Annotated in this window: 16 protein-coding genes; 10 read left to right on the top strand and 6 right to left on the bottom strand. The window is 67.6% G+C overall.

The annotated features are described in order from the left end of the window. From BLW48_RS09260 to BLW48_RS09245, 4 genes are all read left to right on the top strand, one after another. Entirely contained in the window at positions 1 to 774 is a 774-nt protein-coding gene (locus tag BLW48_RS09260; protein WP_093174229.1) for an SDR family oxidoreductase, read from the top strand. Positions 775 to 1,216: 442 nt separating this feature from the next. Beyond that, positions 1,217 to 1,849 (top strand): response regulator, encoded by a 633-nt coding sequence (locus tag BLW48_RS09255; protein WP_093174227.1) that lies wholly within the window; start codon positions 1,217 to 1,219, stop codon positions 1,847 to 1,849. A 258-nt stretch (positions 1,850 to 2,107) separates the two neighbouring features. Next, on the top strand, positions 2,108 to 2,671 hold the full coding sequence (locus BLW48_RS09250; RefSeq protein WP_256330742.1) for a CHAP domain-containing protein: 564 nt from the start codon (positions 2,108 to 2,110) through the stop codon (positions 2,669 to 2,671). 37 nt (positions 2,672 to 2,708) lie between these two features. Continuing rightward, the gene (locus tag BLW48_RS09245) at positions 2,709 to 3,392 is read left to right on the top strand and encodes an alpha/beta hydrolase family protein (protein WP_093174223.1); all 684 of its coding nucleotides are present in this window, start codon (positions 2,709 to 2,711) and stop codon (positions 3,390 to 3,392) included. A gap of 40 nt (positions 3,393 to 3,432) precedes the next feature. Here BLW48_RS09245 and BLW48_RS09240 read toward each other — a convergent pair whose 3' ends face one another. Continuing rightward, complete coding sequence (locus BLW48_RS09240) at positions 3,433 to 3,708, bottom strand: hypothetical protein (RefSeq protein ID WP_093059356.1); 276 nt, start codon at positions 3,706 to 3,708, stop codon at positions 3,433 to 3,435. A 264-nt stretch (positions 3,709 to 3,972) separates the two neighbouring features. Here BLW48_RS09240 and xylF point away from each other — a divergent pair, with 264 nt between their 5' ends. From xylF to BLW48_RS09220, 4 genes are all read left to right on the top strand, one after another. Continuing rightward, positions 3,973 to 4,995 (top strand): D-xylose ABC transporter substrate-binding protein, encoded by a 1,023-nt coding sequence (gene xylF, locus BLW48_RS09235; RefSeq protein WP_093059354.1) that lies wholly within the window; start codon positions 3,973 to 3,975, stop codon positions 4,993 to 4,995. Positions 4,996 to 5,114: 119 nt separating this feature from the next. Beyond that, positions 5,115 to 6,305, top strand: coding sequence for a sugar ABC transporter permease (locus BLW48_RS09230; protein ID WP_093076134.1), 1,191 nt, complete (start codon positions 5,115 to 5,117; stop codon positions 6,303 to 6,305). 1 nt (position 6,306) lies between these two features. Further along, positions 6,307 to 7,104 carry an ATP-binding cassette domain-containing protein gene (locus tag BLW48_RS09225; RefSeq protein ID WP_093059350.1) on the top strand — a complete coding sequence of 266 codons (798 nt, stop codon included), beginning with the start codon at positions 6,307 to 6,309 and terminating at the stop codon, positions 7,102 to 7,104. Between the two features lie 7 nt (positions 7,105 to 7,111). Beyond that, entirely contained in the window at positions 7,112 to 8,266 is a 1,155-nt protein-coding gene (locus BLW48_RS09220) for an ROK family transcriptional regulator (RefSeq protein WP_093174221.1), read from the top strand. Here BLW48_RS09220 and BLW48_RS09215 read toward each other — a convergent pair whose 3' ends face one another. Next, complete coding sequence (locus BLW48_RS09215; protein WP_093174219.1) at positions 8,267 to 9,499, bottom strand: helix-turn-helix domain-containing protein; 1,233 nt, start codon at positions 9,497 to 9,499, stop codon at positions 8,267 to 8,269. 143 nt (positions 9,500 to 9,642) lie between these two features. Between BLW48_RS09215 and BLW48_RS09210 the strand changes: the two genes are divergently transcribed. Further along, positions 9,643 to 11,757: a PQQ-dependent dehydrogenase, methanol/ethanol family gene (locus tag BLW48_RS09210; protein ID WP_093174217.1), complete on the top strand. Its 2,115-nt coding sequence runs from the start codon at positions 9,643 to 9,645 to the stop codon at positions 11,755 to 11,757. 21 nt (positions 11,758 to 11,778) lie between these two features. Here BLW48_RS09210 and BLW48_RS09205 read toward each other — a convergent pair whose 3' ends face one another. The 3 genes from BLW48_RS09205 to BLW48_RS09195 form a co-directional block, all read right to left on the bottom strand. After that, the gene (locus BLW48_RS09205; RefSeq protein ID WP_143047736.1) at positions 11,779 to 14,205 is read right to left on the bottom strand and encodes a hypothetical protein; all 2,427 of its coding nucleotides are present in this window, start codon (positions 14,203 to 14,205) and stop codon (positions 11,779 to 11,781) included. After that, complete coding sequence (locus BLW48_RS09200) at positions 14,202 to 14,939, bottom strand: hypothetical protein (protein ID WP_093174213.1); 738 nt, start codon at positions 14,937 to 14,939, stop codon at positions 14,202 to 14,204. The genes BLW48_RS09205 and BLW48_RS09200 overlap by 4 nt, the downstream gene beginning before the upstream one ends. A 119-nt stretch (positions 14,940 to 15,058) precedes the next feature. Next, on the bottom strand, positions 15,059 to 16,033 hold the full coding sequence (locus BLW48_RS09195; RefSeq protein WP_093076125.1) for a tripartite tricarboxylate transporter substrate-binding protein: 975 nt from the start codon (positions 16,031 to 16,033) through the stop codon (positions 15,059 to 15,061). Between the two features lie 160 nt (positions 16,034 to 16,193). Between BLW48_RS09195 and BLW48_RS09190 the strand changes: the two genes are divergently transcribed. Then, entirely contained in the window at positions 16,194 to 17,207 is a 1,014-nt protein-coding gene (locus BLW48_RS09190; RefSeq protein WP_093174211.1) for a hypothetical protein, read from the top strand. 4 nt (positions 17,208 to 17,211) lie between these two features. Here BLW48_RS09190 and BLW48_RS09185 read toward each other — a convergent pair whose 3' ends face one another. Beyond that, positions 17,212 to 18,462: a phenylacetate--CoA ligase family protein gene (locus tag BLW48_RS09185; protein ID WP_093174209.1), complete on the bottom strand. Its 1,251-nt coding sequence runs from the start codon at positions 18,460 to 18,462 to the stop codon at positions 17,212 to 17,214. Positions 18,463 to 18,563: the final 101 nt, after the last annotated feature.

Here is an 18,563-nt window from a genome sequence, read left to right as displayed (position 1 = left end):
ATGACTTCCAGCACTGCTTCTTCTTCCGCTTCTTCCCCCGTCCTGGCCGGCAAGGTCGCTTTCGTCACCGGCGGTTCGCGCGGCATCGGCGCCGCCATCGTGCGGCGCCTGGTGCGCGACGGCGCCGCCGTGGCCTTCAGCTACGCCAGCTCGGCCGCCCCGGCCGACGAACTGGTGCGCAGCATCCAGTCCGAAGGCGGCCGCGCCCTCGCGCTGAAGATCGACAGCGCCGACGCTGCCGCGCTCACCGCCGGCATCGACGAAGCGGCCCGCGCCTTCGGCAAGATCGACATCCTCGTGAACAACGCCGGTGTGTTCCTCGGTGGCACCCTCGACGACTTCTCGCTCGAAGATTTCGACAAGACGCTGAACGTCAACGTGCGCGCCGTGTTTGTCGCGGCCAAGGCGGCCTCGCGCCACATGGGCGAAGGCGGCCGCATCATCAACATCGGCAGCACCAACGCCGAGCGCATGCCCTGGCCGGGCGGCAGCGCCTATGCGATGAGCAAGTCGGCGCTGGTCGGCATGGTCCAGGGCCTGTCGCGCGACCTCGGCCCGCGCGGCATCACGGTCAACAACGTGCAGCCCGGCCCGGTCAACACCGACATGAACCCGGTCGACGGCCCCAACGCTGCCGCCATGCACGGCCTGATGGCGCTGGCCCGCCATGCCCATCCGGAAGAAATCGCCGGCATGGTCGGCTACCTGGCCAGCCCCGAAGCGGCGTTCGTGACCGGTGCCAGCCTGAACATCGACGGCGGCTTCGCGGCCTGACTGTCGCTCGCCAGGCCGGTCCCTTCTTCTCTACTTATTTTTCTTATTAAAGATAGTAGTAGTAGATAAGGGTAAACCCCCGCTGTGGAAACTGTGCTTTTTTCCATGGCTGACAACGACTTGCGCTGCCTGCTTCACTGTGCGCACCTCTGCTTTCGGGGCTGCCTCGAAAAAGGAACAACTCGGGAGCAGCCGGGCGGTCTGTGGACAACCGGCCCCTTGTGCCAAAACTCTCCCCAGAGTTTTCCCGAGCGTGTCGCGGCGAACAGTCGCACGACCGATAGCGGCCTCGATTCCTACGCCACTGAAAGACGCCTCGGCAATCGGTTGCAGGACGAGCGCCCGACCTGTGCCGCGGGCCTTCGATCCGCGAACGCGTGTGGCATCGTCCTGTCCTCCTTCCGCTTGCTCGCGGCCATCCACCTGCCAGGAGGCACATACCATGATCAAGATCGGCATCGTCGACGACCACGCCGTCGTTCGCACAGGCCTGAAGGCGTTCTTCTCCACATTCGTCGACTTCCGCGTTGCCGGCGAAGCAGGCACCGGCCGCGAAGCCATCGATCTCGTGCGTACCGCCGACCTCGATGTGCTGGTGATGGACCTGTCCATGCCCGGCCAGAGCGGCATCGATGCGCTCGCCATGGTGCGCGCCAAGGCGCCGGACCTCGGCGTGCTGATTCTCAGCGGCTACCCGGAAGAGCACTACGCGGTGCACCTGATCCGCCAGGGCGCCTCGGGCTATCTCAACAAGGAATGCGAGCCCGATGAAATCGCCAAGGCGATCCGCACGGTCGCGCTGGGCCGCCGCTACATCTCGCCGTCGGTGGCCGAACTGCTCGCGGGCCAGCTGGAGCGCAAGGACAACGCGCCGCCGTACAAGCATCTGTCGGAGCGCGAGTTCCAGGTGTTCCTGAAGCTTGCCAAGGGTGAATCGGTGGGCGCCATCGGAGAGGCGCTGTCGCTGTCGGTGAAGACCATCAGCACCTATCGCACGCGGCTGATGGAGAAGATGAACCTCTCCACCAACAGCGACCTGACCTACTACGCCATCAAGACGCAGCTCATCGACTGAGCACGCGGCGCGTGACCTCCGGCATGCGCGGATCCGACGGAGCTCGCCTATCCTCGGGGCTTTCATCCGACCCGACCCGCGTCCCATGCGCTTCCGATCCATAGCCCCGACACCCGCCGCGAACATCGCGCAAACCGCCATCGACGTATCGCCAGACCGGCCGGCGGCAGGGGGCTGCGGATGCTGAGCCCCGCGGCCCGGCGCCGGACCGTCATTGCGCTCCTGGTCGCCGGGGCGTTCGTCGCGACTGGAGTGTCCGTGTACGGGGCTGCGACCTATCTCAATCTCAATCCGTCGCGGGAAGTGGGCTCGGTGGTCGACGAGTTCAACGGCGTGAAGGTCTACTACAACGGCGGCGTCAACAACTCCGAAGGACGCAACCTGTTCCGCGATGGCTACAACCTGGGCATCAAGTACCAGTGCGTGGAGTTCGTCAAGCGCTACTACTTCGAGCGTTTCGGCCACCGGATGCCGGACCCCTATGGCCACGCCAGGGATTTCTACGACCCGGCCACGCCGCACGGCGCCCTGAATGGCAAGCGCGGGCTGCGCCAGTACCGGAACGCGCAGTCCGAGCCGCCGAAGGTGAATGACCTGATCGTGTTCGCGCCCACGCTCTTCAACCCCTACGGGCACGTCGCCATCGTGGCCGGCGTGACGGACCGCGAGATCGAGATCGTGCAGCAGAACCCCGGGCCGTTCTCGCACAGCCGGGCCCGCTTCGCGATGGATGCCGCCGAAGGCCGCTGGGCGGTGGCGGGCGGCGTGCTCGGCTGGCTGCGCCCGGACGGCGGTAGCAGCGCTGCCGGCAAGCCCGCATAGTTTTGCCACCCCTCGACCTTCTTCGAAGACCGGCCAGATGACCACGGTGCAGCAGCAAATCGGCATTTCAGTGGCGGCGGATGTCGCCGTTTCCGCGCTGGCAATGTCGCCGCCTTCGGCCGATGCCTGCCTGGTCCTGGCCCATGGTGCCGGCGCGGGCATGGCACACCCGTTCATGAACGCGGTGGCCGAGGGGCTCGCGCAGCGGCGCATCGCCACGCTGCGCTACCAGTTTCCCTACATGGAACAGGGCAGGAAGCGCACGGACGCGCCGGCCCTGGCGCATGCCACGGTCCGCGCGGCGGTGGCATGCGCGTGCGCGCACTTCGGGGGGCTTCGCCTCTTCGCCGGCGGCAAGTCCTTCGGCGGCCGCATGACCTCGCAGGCCCAGGCGCTGGCGCCGCTGCCGGGCGTCGAAGGGCTGGTCTTCCTGGGCTTTCCGCTGCACCCGTCGGGCGCGCCGTCGATCACGCGCGCCGCGCATCTGCAGGACGTCGACGTGCCCATGTTCTTTGCACACGGCCCGCGCGATACGCTGGCCGAGCCGCGGCAGTTCGACGCAGCAATCCAGGCGCTCGGGCCGATGGCCACCGTGCTGGAGATCGACGGTGCCGACCACTCGTTCCACGTGCTCCGGCGCTCCGGGCGCACCGACGAGGAGGCGCTCGACGAACTGCTCGACGGCATCGCCGTGTGGGCGCAAGCGTGGCGCCTCGGCTGAGCCGGGCCGCCGATGCTTCAGCCGGCCATGGCCGTGCGCCTCACGAAAAGGCCGGGACCTCCCGGCCTTTTTCGCGCGCGCCTTCGCCCGGATAGCGCACGCATTGCAGCGCCTCGAAACCCTTCTGCGTGACCGCCAACACTTGCACCACGCGCAGGCCCGGCATCTTCGCGATGTCCGCGGCCGAGGGCACCAGCGCGAGCACCAGTCCGGCTGCGCGCAGTTTCAGGACTTCATCGATGTCCTTGCGCGAGGACATCACCATGGGTAGCCGCGTGGCGGCAATCTGCCTGAGCATGAGCATGTCTGTGAGCATTTTTTGTCTCCTTGTTCATCGGCGACAAAGGTCGGGAGAGCGTTCGGAATAAGGTCTCCCGCCAGGCGGGAGGGATGCGAAAGATACCGGGTCGCACACGCCCGCAACGTAGGACCGCATCCCGCGACAAGGGTCGCAATGCGCTCCGGGAATTCCCGGATGCCCAGAGCCCCGCCGCGATGGGATAGTTAGTTCGCCCTTCAAACTAACTAATTTCTTACACGGCTGATCCCTGCGGGGCGCACCAACATTGGAGAGACATCGATGCAACTGAAACACACCCTGGCCGCCATGGCCTTCGGTCTTACGGCCGTGGGCGCGATGGCGCAGACCGTGGTCGGCGTGAGCTGGTCGAACTTCCAGGAAGAACGCTGGAAGACCGACGAGGCCGCCATCAAGGCCCAACTGGAGAAGCTCGGCGCCAAGTACATCAGTGCCGATGCGGGCGGCTCGCCCGAAAAGCAGCTCGGTGACATCGAGGGCCTGATGTCCAAGGGCGCCAAGGCGCTCATCGTGCTGGCGATGGACAAGGACGCCATCCTGCCCGCCGTCACCAAGGCCACGCGCCAGAAGGTGCCCGTGGTGGCGTACGACCGGCTGATCGAGGCGCCCGGCGTCTTCTACATCACCTTCGACAACGTCGAGGTCGGCCGCATGGAGGCGCGCGAAGTCTTCAAGGTCAAGCCCAAGGGCAACTACGTGATCATCAAGGGCTCGCCGAGCGACCCGAACGCCGACTTCCTGCGCGCAGGCCAGCAGGAAGTGCTCGACGCCGCCGTCAAGAAGGGCGACATCAAGATCGTCGGCGACGAATACACCGAAGGCTGGAAGCCCGAGGTCGCGCAGAAGAACATGGAGCAGATCCTCACCAAGAACGGCAACAAGGTCGACGCGGTGGTCGCGGCCAACGACGGCACGGCCGGCGGCGCGGTGGCTGCGCTCACGGCCAAGGGCATCCGCGGCATTCCGGTGTCGGGCCAGGACGCCGACTTCGCGGCGCTCAACCGCATCGCGCTGGGCACGCAGACCGCCACCATCTGGAAGGACTCGCGCGAACTCGGCCGCGAAGCCGCCACCGCCGCCGTGGCGCTGGCCGCCGGCAAGCCGGTCGACAAGGCCGCGCCGTGGGCCGGCGGCGCCAAGAAGATCTCGCTGTCCTCGCGCCTGCTGACGCCGGTGCCGATCACGCGCGACAACCTCGACGTGGTCGTCAAGGCTGGCTGGATCAAGAAGGACGAGCTCTGCAAGGGCGCCTCGGGTGCGAGCGCGCCCGCCGCCTGCAAGTAAGCCGTAGCAACGGACGCGCCGGTCGCGCGTCCATCCGCGCAACGCTGCCGCCTCGGGCCGGCCCATCACGGGCCTGGCCAGGGCAGGTTGCGCACCTGTAGTCCCTGGGGGTTTCAAGAATGAGCAATCCAACACCGGGCTGGTGGCGCCGCACGGGCATCGACCTGCGGCTGATATTGATGTGCGTGCTGCTGGCCGTGATGGCCGTGGTGTTCAGCGTCATGTCGGGCGGCGTGTTTCTGTCGCCCGAAAATCTCTACAACGTCGCGCAGCAGACGGCCGTGGTCGGCATCGTGTCGACCGTGATGGTGCTGGTCATCGTGGCACGCCACATCGATCTGTCGGTCGGCTCGGTGATGGGCTTCGTCGGCGTGCTGATCGCGTACCTGCAATACACCTCGGGCTGGTCGTGGCCCACGGCCTGCCTCGCGGGGCTCGCGGTGGCGCTGCTGGTGTCCATCTACCAGGGCTGGCTCACGGCGGTGCTCGGCGTGCCGTCGTTCGTGGTCACGCTGGGCGGCCTCATGTCGTTTCGCGGCGCGGCCTTCCTGGTGGCCGACGGCAAGACGCAGCCGGTGAACGACGAATTCTTCCAGCGCCTGGGCGGCGGCTATGACGGCGGCATCGGCGTCACCGCGAGCTGGGTGCTCGCTGCCATCGTGGCGCTGGTGCTGTTCGGGCGCATGCTGCAAAAGCGCCGCGCGCGCCAGCGCTACGACATGCCGACCGAGGCGCTGTGGCTCGACGTGCTGATCACTGCGGTGCCGGTGGCGGTGGTGATCGCCTTCGCATGGGTCATGAACAACTACCAGATCTCGTCGAAGAGCGAGCCGCAGGGCATTCCGATTCCGGTGCTGATCTGGGCGGTGGTGGCGATCGTGCTGTCGTTCATCGTGCACCGCACGCGCTTCGGGCGCTATGTGTTCGCGATGGGCGGCAACCCCGACGCGGCAGCGCTGGTGGGTATTCCGGTCAAGCGCGTCACGCTGATGCTGTTCGCGCTGCTGGCGGTGCTGGTCACCATTGCGGCCATCGTGTCGATCGCGCGGCTCAATGCGGGCACCAACTCGCTCGGCACGGGCATGGAGCTGTACGTGATCGCGGCGGCCGTCATCGGCGGCACGGCGCTCGCGGGCGGCAGCGGCTCGATCTTCGGGTCGGTCCTGGGCGCGCTCATCATGCAGTCGCTCGACAGCGGCATGCTGCTGCTCGACGTGCCCATCGGCAAGCGCATGGTCATCATCGGGCAGGTGCTGATCGTGGCCGTGGTGTTCGACGTGCTGTATCGCCGCAAGTTTGGGGAGAACTGAAATGGCAGACATCGACACCTCCAGACCCCTGGTGGAACTGCGCGAAATCCGCAAGGCCTTCGGCGGCGTCAAGGCCGTGGACGGCGTGAGCGTCAACCTCTACCCCGGCGAAGTGGTCGCACTGCTGGGCCACAACGGCGCGGGCAAATCCACGCTGATGAAGATGCTCGCGGGCGCCTACCCCATCGACTCCGGCGACACGCTGATCGCGGGCGAGAAGGTCAACATCCGCACGCCCGCCGAAGCGCAGGGCCAGGGCATCGAGACCATCTACCAGACCCTCGCGCTGGCCGACAACCTCGACTCGGTGTCGAACCTCTTTCTCGGCCGCGAGAAGATGACCCCGTGGCGCACGCTCGACGATCACTTCATGGAAGTGCAGGCGCGCAAGGTGTTCCACCGCCTCAACAAGAACTTCACCAACATCCGCGTGCCGGTGCGCAGGCTCTCGGGCGGGCAACGGCAGGTGGTGGCGATCTCGCGTGCGCTGTACTTCAACGCGCGCATCCTCATCATGGACGAGCCCTGCGCGGCGCTCGGCCCTGAAGAAACCGCGATGGTCGGCGGCCTCGTGAAGCAGCTCAAGGCCGATGGCGTGGGCATCTTCCTCATCACGCACGACATGCCCGACGTGTTTTCGTTGAGCGACCGCCTCGCGGTGATGAAGAACGGCAAGCTGGTCGGTACCTACCGCACCGCCGACGTGACCGAAGACGAAGTGCTCGGAATGATCATTGCCGGCAAGCGGCCCGAGGGCAAGGAGCAGGCCCATCACGCCGACACTGCCGCGCTCGCCTGATGTTGTCGTGAAGACGATAGGCGACCAGCAACTGCTCAAGCGCATGAACCGCAGCGTGCTGCTGCGGCTGCTGCGCGCGCAGCCCGGCCTGTCACGCGCGCGGCTGGCCAGCGAGAGCGGGCTCACCAAGTCGACCGTGAGCCTGCTGGTGCGCGAGCTGATCGACGAAGGCTGGCTCAGCGAGGCCGGCGCCACCGTGGCCGACGGGCTCGGCCGGCCTTCGACGCCACTGCAGATCAATGTCGGCGTGCGCGCGCTGATGGGCGTGGAGATTGCGGTAGAGACCGTGCGCCTCGTGTGCGTCTCGCTGCAGGGTGAGGTACTGCACTCGAACACCCACGCACTCACCGACGGCTCGCCGGCCGGCGTGTGCGCGCAGGTCGCGCGCATGGCGGCCGCCGCGAATGCGCAGCTGGAGCAACTGGGCCTGCGCCTGTCGAGCATCGGTGTGTGCGTGCCCGGCGCGGTGGACGACTGCACCGGCGTGGTTCGCTTCGCGCCCAACCTCGGCTGGCGCAACGTGAGCCTGCTGCCCGCGCTCGAAAAAGCCTTTGCCGCCATTGGCCTGCCCGGCGTGACCGTGCAACTGCAGAACGACGCCGATGCCGCCGCGCTCGGCGAGTACGAATTTGCGGCGGGCGAGGGCGAAGACCCGCTGGTCTTCGTCAACTGCGACGTCGGCGTGGGCGCCGGCGTGGTGCTGAACGACCGGCTCTTCACCGGTGCGCAGGGCATGGCCGGCGAGATCGGCCACACCATCCTTGAACTCGACGGGCCTCTGTGCTCCTGCGGCCGACGCGGTTGCGCCGAGGCCTTCTTCGGCTCGCGCGTGCTGGAGCGCAAGGGGGGCGACCTGCCGCGCGCCGCCGCCTTCTTCGGCGTGCTGCTGCAGAACCTGTGGGTCACGTTCAATCCGCGCGCGATCGTGCTCGGCGGCAAGGCGTGCGCCGAGCATCGCGGCTTTGCGCAAGCGGCGTTCGAAAGCATGAAGCGCCACGCTGACGATGCCGGCATGCCCGCGCCCGACCTGCGCACCGCGCGCTACGGCGCGCTGGCCCCTGCGGTGGGCGCCGCCGCGCTCGCTCTGCACGAATACCTGCGGCCGCTGCAGCCCGATGCGAAGGCGCGTCGCGCGCGTGCGCTGGCCCGCGCCGCGGCCTGATCAGTCCGCGGCGTCTTCTTTCCAGCCGCGCAGCCTGCGATAGAGCGTGCCGCGCGACACGCGCAACTGCCGCGCCGCCTGCGACACATTGCCGCCGTGCGCCACTAGCGTTTCCTCGATCAGCTTGCGGCTGTGCTCGCGCAGCGTTGTCTCGGGGTGGGGCTCGGGCTCGCAGGCTTCGGCAGCAGGCATCTGCGCATCCTGTTCGATGGCCAGCGGCGTGGCTTCGCCGGGCATTGCCACCGCATGCCGGAAGTCCGCGCCATCCGCGCCCTTCAGCCGCGCCTGCACCCACACGCCCAGCCCGCTCGCAAGCCGCAGCGGCTGCGCTGCCTCGCGCCGCCCAAGGCGCAGCAGGCTCGCAAGGTCATGCCCCAGCAGGCATTCGACATCGCGCTCGTCCGCCGCTTCGGGCAGCCGGCCCAGCAGCCGCGCGCCCGCGTTGTTGAGCCACGCGATCGTGCCGTCGGGCGCGATGCCGGCCAGCGCTTCGAGCGGCGTGCCCAGCAGCGTGGGGCTGGCCTGGAAGCGCAGGATCAGGTGGTCGCGCGACTGCGCCTGCAGCAGCCGGTTCTCGATGGTCGTGGCATAGAGCGCCACCATCGATGCCGCGTCGAAGCCGAAGCGCCGCGCCTCCGCCGTGAGGTCGAGCACGCCGGCCAGTTGCCCCGTCACGTCGCGTATCGGTGCTGCCGCGCACTGCATCTGGCACAGCAGGTCGAAGTAGTGTTCCGCGCCATTGACCGTGCAGGCCTGTCCGGTGCTCGCCACGATGCCCGGTGCCGTGGTGCCGACGATGCGCTCGGAGATGTTCACGCCCACGCGCGCGGTCTTGCACAGCACCGGCTGGTGCGCCATGGCGGGCTGCTGCGTGACGTGCACCAGCACGCCCTCGCTGTCGGTGAGGATCACGCGGCAGTCGGTGCCCGCGAGCGCGTGCTCCATCTGCACCAGCTCCTGCCGTGCCACCTCGAGCAGTTCGCGGTTGCGCGCGAGCGTGGCGTGCAGCCGGCTCGGCGTGACCGCATCGAAGGGCACGATGCGCTGCCGGTCGGTGTGCGTGCGGCTGCAGCGCATCCACGACTGGATCACCGCCTCGCCGACGAGGCCCGAGGGGCGCACGCCTTCCTCGAAGAACTGCTGCCGCGCGAGCGCCACGCGCTGCGCGGGCGTGCTGGCAAAGAGCTGGCGCGGCGCATCCGCCGTGCCGATTCTTCTTCCGTCGAGGGCCATGGTGTTCGCTGCCTCCCGCAAGGGACCGAGTCCGGGACCAACGCTGAATGTGTTCCGCAATGGAACAGCACCGGACTGGGGAAATCCCGAAGATGAATGCGAAGCCCGCACAGACCATCCTTGAGCCACAAAGGAGACCTGCGATGAAAAAAACACACTCCGGGCTGCTCGTGCTCGCCGGCGCTTTGCTGTGCCTGGGCGCAAACACGGCGGCCACGGCCCAGAACGCACAGGACCGCGCGGCAGCCGCCACCAAACGCGTGGACGGCAGCTTCATCCGCGCCAACGCGGCGCAGAAGAAAACACCCGACTGGCCCAGCGTCGGCCTCGACTATTCGGAGTCGCGCTTCAGCCAGCTCGACCAGGTGAACGCCGGCAACGTCAAGCAGCTGGGGCTGGTCTGGTCGTACAACCTCGAGTCGACGCGCGGCGTGGAGGCCACGCCGCTGGTGGTGGACGGCATCATGTACGTCACCGCCTCGTGGAGCGTGGTGCATGCCATCGACACCCGCACCGGGCAGAAACTGTGGACCTTCGATCCGCAGGTCGATAAGTCCAAAGGCTTCAAGGGCTGCTGCGACGTGGTGAACCGAGGCGTTGCGATCTACGAAGGCAAGGTCTACGTGGCGGCCTACGACGGCCGCCTGATCGCACTCGACGCAGCCACCGGACAGAAGGTCTGGGAGAAGAACACCATCGAGGGCCAGAAGGGCAGCTACACCATCACCGGTGCGCCGCGCGTGTTCAAGGGCAAGGTCATCATCGGCAACGGTGGCGCCGAGTACGGCGTGCGCGGCTTCGTCACCGCCTACGACGCGAAGACCGGCGACCAGAAGTGGCGCTGGTTCGTGGTGCCGGGCGACCCGGGCAAGCCCTTCGAAGACGAATCGATGGCGCGCGCCGCCAAGACCTGGGACCCGAGCGGCAAGTACTGGGAAGCCGGCGGCGGCGGCACCGCATGGGACAGCTTTGCCTTCGACCCCGAACTCAACCTGATGTACGTGGGCACCGGCAACGGCTCGCCATGGGCTGCCAAGGCGCGCAGCCCCAAGGGCGGCGACAACCTCTACCTGGGCTCGGTGGTGGCGCTCAACCCCGACACCGGCAAGTACGTGTGGCACTACCAGGAGACGCCCGGCGACAACTGGGACTACACCTCCACGCAGTCGATGATCCTGGCCAACGTGAAGATCGACGGCAAGGCCCGCAAGGTGCTGCTGCATGCGCCGAAGAACGGCTTCTTCTTCGTCATCGACCGCACCAGCGGCAAGTTCATCTCGGCGAAGAACTTCGTCGAGGTCAACTGGGCCACCGGCTATGACAAGAACGGCCGGCCCATCGAGATTGCCGCCGCGCGCCAGAACGAGAAGCCCGGCGACAGCATCCCCGGCCCCTTCGGCGCGCACAACTGGCACCCGATGTCGTTCAACCCGCAGACCGGCTTTGCCTACCTGCCAGCGCAGCACGTGCCGATCAACCTGATGGACGACAAGGACTGGAAGTTCGACCAGAACGTGCCCGGCCGCCCGCACTCGGGCCTGGGCTGGAACCTCGGCAAGTTCGCCAATGTCGAGCCGCCCACGAGCAAGCCCTTCGGCCGCCTCGTGGCGTGGGACCCGGTGGCGCAGAAGGAAGCGTGGGGCGTCGACTACGCATCGCCATGGAATGGCGGCACCCTTACCACTGCCGGCAACCTCGTGTTCCAGGGCACGGCCGACGGCCGCCTGCTGGCCTACAACGCGAAGACCGGCGAGAAGCTGTGGGAAACGCCCACCGGCACCGGCGTGGTGGCCGCGCCCTCGACCTACATGGTCGACGGCAAGCAATACGTGTCGGTCGCTGTGGGCTGGGGCGGCGTGTACGGCCTGGCGCAGCGCGCCACCGAGCGGCAGGGCCCGGGCACGGTCTACACCTTCGCGGTGGGCGGCACGGCCAAGATGCCGGACTTCGTTCAGTACCGCATGGACAAGCTGGTGCAGGGCGTGAAGTACGACCCCGCCAAGGTCCAGGCCGGCACCATGCTCTACGTGAGCAACTGCGTGTTCTGCCACGGCGTGCCCGGCGTGGACCGCGGCGGCAACATCCCCAACCTCGGCTACATGGACCCGGCCTACATCACGAACCTGGACAAGTTCATCCTCAAGGGCCCGGCCATGGCGCGCGGCATGCCCGACTTCACGGGCAAGCTCTCGGGGGACGACATCGAGAGCATCAAGGCCTTCATCCAGGGGACGGCGGACGCCATACGCCCGAAGTAGGGAGGGCCGCTCTCTCCTTGGCTACCGGCCGCCGTACCAGTACTGGGTGCTGGCGGCCCAGGTCGAATCCGGGTATTTCGCGTGCAGGGTCTGAAGGCCCTTGCGCGACCAGTCGCCCACCGCCTTGTCCGGGCAGGCGTAGCGCGCCATCTTCACCGCGACCGATAGCGCCTGCGGCACCAGCGGATCAGCGCGGTTGCGCTGCATCAGCGCCAGGCTTTCCTGGGTGAAGTAGATCGAGTCCTGCGGAATGGCGCGCAACTTTGCGACCAGCGCGGCCTGTTGCGCGCGCTCTTCTTGCGGCAGGAACTCGGGCATCTCGAAATCGGCAGCCGTGGCGGCCTGCGGGCCGGTGGTCATCACGCCGAGCGGGCGGCACCACTTGCTGTAGCTGCCGGTGGCCATGCTGCGGTCGTACGCCGGTTCGAGCCAGGGCTTGAGCGGCGTGGGCCGGATGCCGTCTGCCACGGGCCAGTGCGGCGGCAACAGCACCTCGGTGGTGCTTGCCATGCGCTCCAGCAGCAGGTGACGCCAGGCGGCGGTGTCAGTGACCGACAGCGCCATCGAGCGGCGGATGCCGGCGATCATGTCCGGCCCCTTGGCGGTAGCCCCCTGCGACGGTGACGCGATACGCATCTGCGCAGCGCGGCGAGCGCTGGCGTAGTCCTCGGCCAGCACGGCGCGGGTCCATGCGGTCTCCAGCAGGGAGTCGCGCAGCGCGGGCGAGAGCGCCGGGTCGGCCGCGAGCCGCAGCCACATTGCGAGCGGCGCGCGCGTGTTCAGGAAGCGCGTCGCGTCGTCGTCGAAGGTGCTGGCCAGCGGCACCGCATTGGGTTTGGCTTCCATCGCCTCGGGGTCGCGGCGAGCAACCACCAGGCGGATCGCCAGGCGGCGCCATTCCTCTTCCGACGAGGCCGTGGGCAGCAGCAGCGCCTTCACGAGGTTCTGGCCCGAGAGGCTGTGTGCGATCAAGGGCGAATCGGCTGCACTGGCGACCAGTTCACGCGTCTCCTTGAAGCGGCCCTGGGCAAACAGGCGCTGGGCGCGCAGCTGGGTGGCGGCGAAGCGTGCGAGGTGGTCTTCGGGCACGGCCGCCAATGCGGCCTGCAGTTCGGCCTCGCGCTTGTCGTCGGTGGCGGTGCTCACGGGCACCAGGCTTGCCGCGGCCATCAGCCAGGCGAGGTCGTGCGTGCGCTGGTAGTTGCTCCAGCTGAACTTCTCGCGCCACTTGTCCTGGGCGGTGATGCCGCTCGCCGGACCGTTGAAGCCGCGCACCGTGTTGAGCCACTGCACGAGATCCGACTTCTGATCCGGGCCTGCGTACGAACAACCGGCCATCATGCAGTAGCGGAACTCGTGGTTCAGCAACAGCAGCCTGGCGGCGGCGACATCGGGTGCGCCCATGGTCTTCAGGCTGTCGGCCAGGCGCTGCAGGCGCGTGCCGGGTGTGAGGTAGCGGATGCGCAGTGCCTCGGCCAGCCGGTGCACCGACGGATGCAGCGCCTGCAGGCGCGGGTTCTTCAGCAGCGGCAGCGCGATGGCATCGACCGCTTTGGTGAGTTCGGCCTGCTGCTTCAGCGCCTCGGGGCTTTCCTTGCCGACGTCGTCCCGTTCCGAGAAAGACGGCTCGCCGCCCGGGTTCTGCCGCGCCAGCACGCGCAGCCGCATGTAGGCCGCGAGGTCGCGCCAGGGGCTGGCCTTGTCGGCCGCGATCTCGGTGAACGCGGTGTCGGCCTCGTCGAGATCGTCGGCGTAGAAGCGCTGTGCGGCCAGCTGGTAGGCATGGTCGGCCTGCAGCCAGGCGGGGGCGCGGGGTGGCAGTTCGGGGATGGTGCCGGGCTCCTTGTTGCAGGTGTCGAACACCGCGTCTTGTGCCTGCAGCCAATGCCGCACGTAGGGGGTGGCCGCCTTGTCGCCGGCGGCGCGTGTCATGCGCTGGGCCAGCGTCTTCGTGGCGTTGCGGAAGGCATCGCCGTAGAAGCAGTTGGGGTTCGCCTGCAGGCTGCTGGCGTTCCATTTCGGCTGCTGCTGCGATGGCGCCAGCAGGGCAGGCCTGTCGCGGGGCGACTGGGGATCGAGCTTCGCATTGGCGTCGTCGCGCGCTTTTCGCCATTCGATCCAGGCGTCGTCCGTTTCGGCCATGCCGTTGTCCTCTCGCGGCAGCTTCTCCAGCAGATCGGAGAAGGCCCGCACGGCGTCGGAAGAGAACGGCTGGCCGTGCAGGCGCCAGTACCAGAGCACCTGGTAGGGCACAAGGTAGTCGGTGTAGTAGCCCGCGGGCCGCTCGACGAACTCGCGCACCGGCTGGTCGGGCCGGGTGGTGGCGAAGAACAGGTCCTCGGGGTCGCCGCCGCCGCTGGCATGAGCCGCGAGAGCGCTGCCGAGCAGCGCGGCCATTGCAAGCAGCCTGGCGCCGGCGCGCATCGCGTTTGCTGTTGAAAGAATCATTTATGCGAATCCCTGTTGCCGAGTTGTTCGAAGTCTTCGTTCTTCCATGCGCCCGCGTGGAACACGTAGCGCCGCTTCACGCTGCCGAGCACGGGCCATGCCTCGCCGAGCATCAGCCCCGCCGCGTCGCGGCAGGCCGGCACCGTGGCCGCGCCCGTCGCGTCGAGCCGCTGGCGAATGCGCGCTGATTCCGCCCCCATGCGGAAGTACATCGGCACGATCTCGTCGAGCAGGCCGGCAGGCAGCCACGGATCGCTCATGCACCATGAGGCGAGCGCCGTGGCCGAGAGCCGCACGCCGCCGGCGCGCACCGGCTGCAGCCGCCGCAGCAGCGCGACATACGCCTCGCGCTGGCTGTGGCGCGCCTCGAAGTCGAGCTGCACCCAGCCCGAGCGGTTGCCGTGCTTCGCGGCATGTTCGATGGCGGCGGCAATGGCCTCCTGCTGCGCGTCGTTGACGGGCGAAGGCGCGAGGTTGTCGAGTGAAACATGGACCACCGGCACCACGGTGGTAGCGCCCGGCGCGATGCGCAGCGGCCACTGACGCCAGCTCGTGCGGCTGCGCTCGCCGCTCAGCTGCACCGTGGCATGCAGGTAGGCCACGCCCGCGCCTTCTGGCAGCGCGGAGAAAAGCTGGGGCCGGTCCCAGACCCACAGCAGCGTCTGCGGCTGGGCCATGCCGTCATGCGCCAGCAGGGCCAGGAAGACCGGAAAGGCCGCGCTGCGAAAACGCATGGGAGAGGGCGAAAGGGGCGGGAGGGTGGAAGAAAAATCCCGGCCAGCATAACGAAAAAAGCCGCCTGGCCCGGGGGGCGCAGGCGGCCTTGCGGCTGCTTGTGGCTGCGGTGAATCGATCAGTCGGCGTACACGCCGGCAGCCTTGATGATCGGACCCCACTTCGCGATTTCAGCCGAGACGAACTTCTTGTGCTCCGCCGGCTCGACGCGCTTGTCGGTCGTGATCACGGCGCCCAGCGCTTCTTCGCGCTTGATGAAGCCCGGGTCCTTCATCGCGGCCTTGATGGCTTCGTTGAGCTTCTTCAGCACCGGCGCGGGCGTGCCCTTGGGCGCGTACATGCCGTGCCAGATCGTCACTTCGAAGCCCTTCAGGCCCGACTCGTCCAGCGTCGGCAGGTCTTTCAGCGCGGGAGTGGTCAGGCGCTTGGCGGTGGTCACGGCATAGGCCTTGACCTTCTTGGCCTCGATCTGCGACGTGGTGTTGGTCGTCTGGTCGCACAGCAGGTCGATCTGGCCGCCCAGCAGGTCGGCGATGGCCGGGGCCGTGCCCTTGTACGGCACGGGCGTCATCTCGACCTTGATCGCGCTCTGGAACAGCAGGCCGCACAGGTGCGACGCAGCGCCCAGGCCGGCGTTGCCCAGATTGATCTTGCCCTTGTTGGCCGCGATCCAGGTCGTCAGTTCCTTGTAGTTGTTGGCGGGCAGGCCGGGCTTGCCGATCAGCGTCATCGGCACTTCGTTGACCATGCCCAGGTATTCGAAGTCGGTCTCGACGTTGAAGGGCAGCTTGCGATACAGCGCCGGCATCGTCGACATGCCGATGTGGTTCAGCAGCAGCGTGTAGCCGTCGGGGTTGGCGCGCGCCACCTTGGCGGTGCCGATGGAACTGCCCGCGCCCGCGGTGTTGTCCACCACGATCGTGGTGCCGAGCGTCTTCTGCATGGCCTCCGCCAGATCTCGTGCGACACGGTCGGTCGGGCCGCCGGCTGCGAAAGGCACCACCAGCGTAACGGTCTTGCCCGCGGGAAAGTCCTGGGCGTGAGCACCGGCGGCTGCGGCGGCAATCGCCGCGAGGGCGAACAGTTTCTTCATGTCGTCTCCGGGAGGGGGTAATAAAAACGCCGCGATCTTAAAGGCTGACTGCTGCCTGACCTATAGCGAATAGCCCTTAGGTTCGCGTCGTCATCCGATACCCTTGCTTCTTCCGCGCATGCCACCGCATGCGCCATGTAAAGCGAGAAAAAGCATTCCCATGACGACGACCCCTTCCCCCGCAAGCGCGCAGCGCCTGCCGCGCGATCTTGCGCTCGTCACCGTGGCCATCGATGCCGCGATGGTGCTGGTCAACATGGCCATCCAGCTCTGGCCCGATTCGCCCCACGGCGAGCAGCTGCGCAGCACCTATGCCCTGCCGGGCGTGTGGATACCGATGGTGTTCAGCATCGGCATGGCCTGGGTGCTGGCGGCGGCGCTGGCCTGGAGTCACGGGCGCAATGCGCTCGAAAAGCGCGGCGTTGGCAGCGTGGCGCGGCTGCCCCAACCCCGCATCCGCTACGCCGCGGTGTACATCGCGGTGCTGGTGCTCAACTTCTACTTACTGAGCCCGCTGTTCTACGAAGTGCAACTGCTCTTCATGCCGGGCGGCCGCCTGCATGATTTTTTCGGCTCGACGTCCATGAGCGCGGCGATGGCGTTGTTCACGGTCTTGCAGTCCGTCGCCCAGTTGATATTGCTCGTGCTCGGCGTGTGGGTCTCGGCCTGGTTCGCGCTGAGGGCGGGCAGTGCTGCGCCTTCCGATGCGCAGCAGCAGGACGACGATGAAGCAATCGGTGCATCGCCACGCCGTGCCGTGGCACTGGTTGGTGCCGCGGTGTTCGCATCGCTGCAGATGTGGAGCGGCGTGGTCGTGAGCCGCTGGACATCCGTCGCGCGCGGCATGGATGGGCTCGAACTGCTGATCGCCTGGATGCTGCCGCCATTGGTGGCCTTCGCGCTCGCGTTCTGGGGCGGCTGGCTGGGCGCCAATGCCGGGCTCGCGCGGGTGCGGCCTTTCAGGGCCGTGGCGGCCGCGGCCCTGGCCTTCGTGCTGGTGCAGGTCAGCTGCATCGCCATCGCATTGGCCTGGGTGATGCTGGCGACGTGGTCGCACAGCTTCGACAACGCGGGCGGCCTCATCGGTTTCGCCCTGGCGCTCGTGCTGGTCTATTCGGTGCTCGTGGTGGTGTTGATGCGTGCCGCCACGCGCTGGCTGTACCGCCGCTACTGACTGGCTACTTGTAGCTGCGCGCGTCCTCGATCACCTTGCCGTCGTTGGGCAGACCGCCCGCACCCACGACGACGACCTCGCCACGCAGCTTGGTCACTTCGCGGATCACCGCGCTCACGCGGTCCTCGAGCCCTTCGGGCGCCGGGCCCGCGCATTCGAGCTGCAGCGTCATCTTGTCGTCGCCCATCTCGCCGGACACGATGAGCCGCGCGCGCTGCACTTCGGGAAAGCGCCGCGCGATCTCGGCCACCTGCGAGGGATGCACGAACATGCCGCGCACCTTGGTGGTCTGGTCGGCGCGGCCGAGCCAGCCCTTGATACGCTTGTTGGTGCGGCCGGTGGGGCAGGTGCCCGCGAGCACGGCAGAGAGGTCGCCGGTGCCGAAGCGCACCAGCGGGTAGTCGGGGTTGAAGGTGGTGACGACGATCTCGCCGACCTCACCATCGGGCACCGGGTCGCCGGTGCCGGGCCGCACGATCTCGACCAGCACGCCTTCGTCGATCACCAGGCCTTCGCGCGCGCTGGTCTCGTAGGCGATCAGGCCCAGGTCGGCAGTGGCATAGCACTGCGTGCCTTTCACGCCGTGCGCGGCAATCCAGTCGTGCAGGCTGGGTGGAAAGGCTTCGCCGGAGACGAGCGCCTTGGTGAGCGAGGGCAGCTTCTGCCCTTTCTCCTCGGCCTTCTCCAGCAATATCTTCAGGAAGCTCGGCGTACCCGCATAGCCTTCGGGCTTCAGGTCGACCATGGCTTCGAGTTGCTGCTCGGTCTGCCCGGTGCCGCCCGCAAACACGGTGCAGCCCATGGCACGTGCGCCGCTTTCCATGATCGAGCCGGCGGGCGTCATGTGATAGCTGAAGCTGTTGTGAATGAGTTCGCCGCTGCGAAAGCCCGCCGCATGCAATGCCCGAGCGGTGCGCCAGTAGTCGCGCGCTTCGCCCTCAGGCTCGTAGATGGTACCGGGACTCGCGAACACGCGCGGCATGCGCGGGCCGCGCACGATGGTCGAGAAGCCGCCGAAGGGGTCGTCGGTGCGGCGTGCCTTCTGCAGGTCGAGCAATTCCGATTTGCGCGTGACCGGTAGTTTCGCCAGCGCCTCGCGTGTCGTGATGTCTGCGGGCTTCACGCCGTCCAGGATCTTTGCGAATGCGGGTGCTGCCGTCTGGGCCTGTGTGATCTGCTTCGGTAGCGCGGCCAGCAGGTCGCGCTCGCGTTCGGCCGGGTCGCGGATCTCGAGCTTGTCGTAGTGGTCGGTCATGTCCGTACCCTTTGTCTTTCAGTTCGGTTTTTCGCCACGCTGGCGTTCGTTCGGGGTGCGTGCGAATGACACCGGGTGCTCCCCTCCGAGAATGTCCCCTG

It is taken from the genome of Variovorax sp. YR266 (genome assembly GCF_900107295.1).
GTDB lineage: Bacteria > Pseudomonadota > Gammaproteobacteria > Burkholderiales > Burkholderiaceae_C > Variovorax.
Note: the sequence above shows the minus strand (reverse complement) of the source record. Positions and strands in the feature narration are given on the sequence as shown.